Origin of the sequence: Micromonospora sp. URMC 107 (assembly GCF_051386315.1) — a bacterium.
GTDB lineage: Bacteria > Actinomycetota > Actinomycetes > Mycobacteriales > Micromonosporaceae > Micromonospora.
Genome location: NZ_JBPQTK010000289.1, coordinates 1 through 735, shown reverse-complemented (window position 1 = coordinate 735; position 735 = coordinate 1). Strand labels below are relative to the sequence as shown.

Genomic DNA, 735 nt, shown 5'->3' with positions numbered 1-735 from the left:
GACGAGTTCGGGGCGCCGATCGCCGGGGTGGGGCTGACCCTGCTGGTCACCGACCTGCCCCGCTCGCTGGACTTCTACCGCGACCTGGGCTTCACCGAGGTCGACCGGGGATCCGGCAACGCGGTCCTCGCCTCCGGGACGACCCGCCTGGTGCTGCGGGAGGTGACCGAGGCGGCGCCGATCAGCCGCCGGCTGGTGCACGTCAACCTCGAGGTCGACGACATCGACTCCGCGTACGAGCGGCTGCGCGGGACGGGCGTGCGGTTCACGTACGCCCCCCGGGTGGTCAACCGGGGCACGAAGCTGGAGGTGTGGGCGGCGGCGTTCCGCGACCCGGACGGCCACGGCATCGCCCTCACCCAGTGGCGGGAACGCGCCGAGGCCTGACCCGTCAGCTCAGGATGACCCGGCGCACGTGCAGGGCGTAGCCCCACACCAGGGCGAAGACGACGCCCAGCACCAGCAGCGACCAGTGCAGCAGGCCGGCCAGCATCAGCAGCCCCTGCAGGGCGGTGCCGGCGTGCCAGGCCCACGGCCGGCGCATCATGCCGGCCAGCAGCACCGCCGCCACGGCCAGCGCCACGACCGCCCCGATCGCCGCGCCGCCCAGGTCGCCGCCGACCACCCGGATCGGCTGGATGGCCAGCACCAGCACCAGCGCCTCCAGGCTGAGCGTGCCGGCGCCGAGGCCACGGACCGCCCGCTCCGGGTTGCGCAGCCCGGAGCGGCGCGGCG

The 735-nt window shown here is 75.4% G+C and carries 2 protein-coding genes; one reads left to right on the top strand and one right to left on the bottom strand.

Features of this window, described 5'->3' with window-relative positions:
• Positions 1-387, top strand: a 387-nt coding sequence (locus ACSNN9_RS28560) for a VOC family protein (protein ID WP_436676404.1), incomplete at its 5' end; no start/stop codon positions are given.
• Positions 388-391: 4 nt separating this feature from the next.
• Here ACSNN9_RS28560 and ACSNN9_RS28555 read toward each other — a convergent pair.
• The coding region (locus ACSNN9_RS28555; protein WP_436676403.1) for a DUF4233 domain-containing protein at positions 392-735 on the bottom strand (344 nt) is incomplete at its 5' end.